Genomic DNA, 4855 nt, shown 5'->3' on the forward strand with positions numbered 1-4855 from the left:
CGAGCACCCGCATCCCGCACCGTCGCACCCGGAGGCCGTGACCGACGACGACCTGGCCGGCGCAGAGGCGTCCCGCGACGACGCCCTCGCCGCCGAGCGCCGGGCGGCCGAGACGGCGCGGGCCGCACGGGAACGGCATGCCGAGGCCGCCGCGCGTGCGGGCGGGCGCGAGGTCGCCGTGCTCGATGCCGAGCTCGCCGAGGCGGTCGAGGCGCGTCGGACGGCGGAACGGGCCGTCGCCGAACGCGACGAGCTGACCGCGCGGCTCGCCGACCTCGCGGCCCTCGACGAGAACGCTCGCGGCCTGCGCGACGAGGCCACCGCCCGGCTCGGGGGCGAGCGCGAGGAGGCCGCCGCGCTGACCGCCACGATCGCCGCGACGCGGGCCGAGATCGTCGTCGCCCGCGGCGTGCACGACACGGTCGCCGAGCGCATCGAGGTCGCCACGGGCGTGCGCGACGCAGCCCGCGTCTGCCTGGCCGCCGACGAGGCCGCAGCGGAGCGGGCCCGGGCCCGGCGAGACGTCGAGACGACGCTGCGCCGGCTCGTCGCGGCATCCGACTTCGCCGACGCCGCCGACGCCGCCGCCGCGCTGCTCGACGATCCGGAACGGAACGCCGGCGAGACGCGCCTCGCCGAGCACGCCTCGCACCTCGCCGCGACGCGGGCGCGGCTGTTGCGACTGGAGCTGGAGGCCGCCGGCGGGCCGGACGACGCCGTCGACGTCGCGACCGCCGCCGCTGTCCTCGACGCCGCGGATGCCGCGCGCACCGCCGCGATCGCGGCGGAGAGGGACGCGCAGCACGTCGCCGAGACGCTCCGCGACCTGCTCGCCCAGGTCGACTCGGCCTACGCCGCGGTGGCGGCCGAGGCGGAGGAGGTTGCGGTCGTCATGCGACTGGCCGACACGGTGGCCGGGCGCGCGCCCAACACGATGAAGATGAACCTCGAGTCGTTCGTGCTCGCCGCCGAGCTGGAGGAGATCGTCGTGGCCGCGAACGTCCGGCTCACCGAGATGTCGGCCGGGCGGTACACGCTGCACCACTCCGATGCGCGCGCGGCGCGGGGCGCGGCATCCGGTCTCGGCATCGCCGTCCTCGACGCCCATACCGGACGACTGCGGCCACCGCAGTCGCTCTCCGGCGGCGAGACGTTCCTCGCGTCGCTCGCCCTCGCGCTCGGGCTCGCGGAGGTCGTGACCTCGCGCGCCGGGGGGCTGCGCCTCGACACGCTCTTCGTCGACGAGGGGTTCGGCTCGCTCGACCCCGACACGCTCGAGCTCGCGATGCGCACGCTCGACGAACTGCGCGCCGGCGGCCGCACGGTCGGCGTCATCAGCCACGTCGAGGCGATGAAGGAGCAGCTGCCCGCGCAGCTGGCCGTCGAGACGACCCCGGAGGGTCCCAGCGTGATCCGTCAGGATCTCGTCGTGCCCTACACGCCGTAGAGCTCCCGCACGCGATCGCGCAGCTCGACGCTGCAGGCGGCGACGGCGGCGCGCCAATCGGTGATCGCGTCGTCCTGCGCGCGGTCCGACACCGCCTTGAGCACGCGGATCGGCACGCCGTACTGCTGTGCGACCCAGATGTACGCGTACGTCTCCATGTCGACCAGGCTCGCCCCGAGCCGCTGGATCTCGGCGACCGTCTCCGCGTCGTCGACGAAGTGGTCGCCCGTCGCGATCGTCACGCCCGCGCCGCCGACCTCCACGCGTGCCGGCAGCGAGACGTGCTGCCCCGCGATGCCGTCGATGTCCGACACGTCGTGCTGGATCGCGGCGGCGACGTCGAAGACGCCGGCATCGCCGGAGATCGCCCCGGCGGTGCCCACGACGAGGATCTCGTCGTAGTCGCGAGCGTCGAGGGCGCGCGTCAGCGCGTAGGCGGCCTGCAGCTTGCCCGGACCGGTCACGAGCCGGTCGAACCCGTCCAGGTCGGCGGGGAAGGCCACGAGCTCGGAGTCGAGGGCGGCGACGAGAAGTCTCACACCTCCATCTTCGCCTGCGCCGGGGCGCCCCCGCGACGGGCACGAGCGCGCCCGCGGATTTCCCCGGTCATGGCGCTATCGGCGCGATCGGCGGGTAGGCCAAGATGAGAGTGTCGACGTCAACGAGGGAGCGATATGCAGACCGTTCTTCTGGACACACCGGCCGGGGTCTCCGCACGACTGGGCTGGGATCCGTCTCTGAGCGTGCACGACCGACGGCGCATGATCGCGAAGGAGCTCATCGCCGACCGGCTGGGCTGCGAGATCAAGGACATCGTGATCGTGCGCGAGGACCCGCGCGGGTTCGGCTACCACACCCGGCTCATCGCCTCGCGCGGCAGCGAGGAGCTGCCGCTGGCGATCCACACCGCGAGCTTCCGCGCCGCCACGGTGATCGCGATCAGCGAGCCCGGCATGCCGGTCGGCATCGACATCCGCGACCTCCACCCGGAGCCCGCCGATCTGCACCACATGCAGAAGCACTCGCACCTGCTCGACAAGAACAACGTCGAAGATCTCGTGCAGCACTGGGTGCGCGTGCAGGCCGTGCTCGAGGCGGACGGGCGCGGTGTGCGCGTCGCACCGGAGCACGTGCAGCTCAACTCTCCGCGGACCGTCGGCTGGCTGCCCGACCGCAAGGCGCACTACGCGCTGGCCGACCTGTCGCGCGACGGGTGGCTCATCACCCTCGCGCACGGAGACCACGCCCGGCCCTGAGCCGCGGCGGCCGGCGGACCGGCTGCCGGCGGGTCAGTCCGCGAGCGCCGCGTCGAGCTCGGCGAGCCACACGACGGCGTTGCCGTCCGACGGCGCGCGCCAGTCGCCGCGCGGCGAGAGCGAGCCCGCCGGCGACACCTTCGGCCCGTTCGGGATCGCGGAGCGCTTGAACTGCGCGAACCCGAAGTAGCGCTTGAGGAAGACGCGCAGCCAGCGGACGATCGTCTCGCGGTCGTAGCCGTAGCGGTCGTCGACGGGGAAGCCGGGGGGCCACGCCCCGGCATCCGGATCGGCCCACGCCTGCTCGGCCAGGAACGCGATCTTCGACGGCCGCATGCCGTAGCGGAGGATGTGGAAGAGCGCGAAGTCGTGCAGCGCGTACGGGCCGATCGTGTCCTCGGTCGACTGCACCTTGCCGTCCTGGCCGGCGGGCACGAGCTCGGGGCTGATCTCGGTGTCGAGCACCGACTGCAGCACGGCGACGGCGTCGTCGTTCACGCCCTCGCGGTGCGCGATCACCCAGCGGATGAGGTGCTGGATGAGCGTCTTCGGCACCCCGGCGTTGACCGCGTAGTGGCTCATGTGGTCGCCGACCCCGTACGTCGCCCAGCCGAGAGCCAGCTCGGACAGGTCGGACGTGCCGACCACGAAGCCGTTGTGGCGGTTGGCGAGCCGGAACAGGAAGTCGGTGCGGGCTCCGGCCTGCACGTTCTCGAACGTGACGTCGTGCACGGGCTCGCCCGCGGCGAACGGATGCCCGATGCCCTCGAGCAGCTGCATCGCCATCGGACGGATGTCGATCGTCTCGATCGTGGCGCCGATCGCCTCGGCGAGGGCGATCGCGTTCGACTTCGTGTGGTCGCTCGTGGCGAAGCCGGGCATCGTGTAGGCGAGGATGTCGCTGCGCGGGCGGCCCATGCGGTCCATCGCGCGCGCCACGACCAGGAGGGCGTGCGTGGAGTCGAGGCCGCCGGACACGCCGATGACGGGCTTGGGCGAGCCGATCGCGCGCATGCGCTGCTCGAGGCCCGACACCTGGATGTTGAACGCCTCGTAGCACTCCTGGGCGAGGCGGGCCGGGTCGTCGGGGACGAACGGGAAGCGGTCGAGCGGCCGTCGCAGGCCGATGTCGTCGGACCGCGGATGCAGGAACAGCTCGATCGTGAACGCGTCGTCGGCGGCGACGCGGTTGTCGTCGAACGTGCCCTGGCGGATGCGGTCCTGCCGCAGGCGGTCGAGATCGACGTCGGCCACGCTGTGCCGCGCGCCCTCGGGGAAGCGCTCGGTCTCGGCCAGGAGCGTTCCGCCCTCGTAGATCATCGTCTGGCCGTCCCACGAGACGTCGTTCGTGGACTCGCCCGTGCCGGCGGCGGCATACGCGTAGGCGGCGAGACAGCGCAGCGACTGCGACGCGCAGAGCAGCTTGCGGTCCTCCGCGCGCGCGATCGTGATGGGACTGCCGGAGAGGTTGAGCAGCACCGTCGCGCCGGCGAGCGCCGCGCGCGACGACGGCGGGATCGGCACCCATACGTCCTCGCACACCTCGGCGTGCAGCACCAGGCCGGGCACGTCGCGCACGTCGAACAGCAGGTTGTTGCCGAACACCGCCTCGTGCACGCCGATGCGGATGCCCTCGCCCGACCACGGCTCGCCGGGCGCGTACCAGCGGCGCTCGTAGAACTCGCGGTAGGTCGGCAGGTACGACTTGGGCGCGACGCCGAGGATCTCGCCGCGGTGGATCACCACGGCGCAGTTGTAGAGGCGGCTGCGGTGGCGCAGGGGCGCGCCCACGACGAGCACGGGGAAGAGGTCGACGGATGCCTCGACGATCCGCTCGATCGCCGCCACGACCGCGTCGAGCACGGGGTCCTGCATGACGAGGTCGTCGATGGCGTAGCCCGACAGGCACAGCTCCGGGAAGACGGCGACGGCCACGGCGTCCGCGTCGCACTCGCGCGCGGTCGCGAGGACCGCGTCGGCGTTGGCGGCGGGATCGGCGATCGCGAGCGGGATCGTGCAGGCCGCGACGCGTGCGAACCCGTGCCGGTAGGCGCTCTCGAAGGGCAGGCTCATGGTCACAGTCTGTCAGGTGCCGTGGCAGGTCGGTCGTCGGTTCGGCGGCTGCATCCCGTGGCTCGTCGTTCGGGGCGGA

At 73.0% G+C, this 4855-nt stretch carries 4 protein-coding genes; 2 read left to right on the forward strand and 2 right to left on the reverse strand.

Annotated elements, in window-relative coordinates:
• The coding region (locus tag WML84_RS12870) for an SbcC/MukB-like Walker B domain-containing protein (RefSeq protein ID WP_347346539.1) at positions 1-1447 on the forward strand (1447 nt) is incomplete at its 5' end.
• On the opposite strand, the gene WML84_RS12875 is transcribed toward WML84_RS12870, so the two are convergent.
• Positions 1435-1986, reverse strand: coding sequence for a nucleosidase (locus WML84_RS12875; RefSeq protein ID WP_347346540.1), 552 nt, complete (start codon positions 1984-1986; stop codon positions 1435-1437). The genes WML84_RS12870 and WML84_RS12875 overlap by 13 nt on opposite strands.
• A gap of 135 nt (positions 1987-2121) precedes the next feature.
• Here WML84_RS12875 and WML84_RS12880 point away from each other — a divergent pair, with 135 nt between their 5' ends.
• Positions 2122-2703, forward strand: a complete 582-nt coding sequence (locus tag WML84_RS12880) for a hypothetical protein (RefSeq protein WP_347346541.1) — start codon at positions 2122-2124, stop codon at positions 2701-2703.
• A 33-nt stretch (positions 2704-2736) separates the two neighbouring features.
• On the opposite strand, the gene WML84_RS12885 is transcribed toward WML84_RS12880, so the two are convergent.
• Complete coding sequence (locus WML84_RS12885) at positions 2737-4776, reverse strand: NAD(+) synthase (protein ID WP_347346542.1); 2040 nt, start codon at positions 4774-4776, stop codon at positions 2737-2739.
• Positions 4777-4855 lie beyond the last annotated feature (79 nt).

The sequence above is a fragment of the Microbacterium sp. genome (genome assembly GCF_039812165.1).
Taxonomy (GTDB): Bacteria; Actinomycetota; Actinomycetes; order Actinomycetales; family Microbacteriaceae; genus Microbacterium.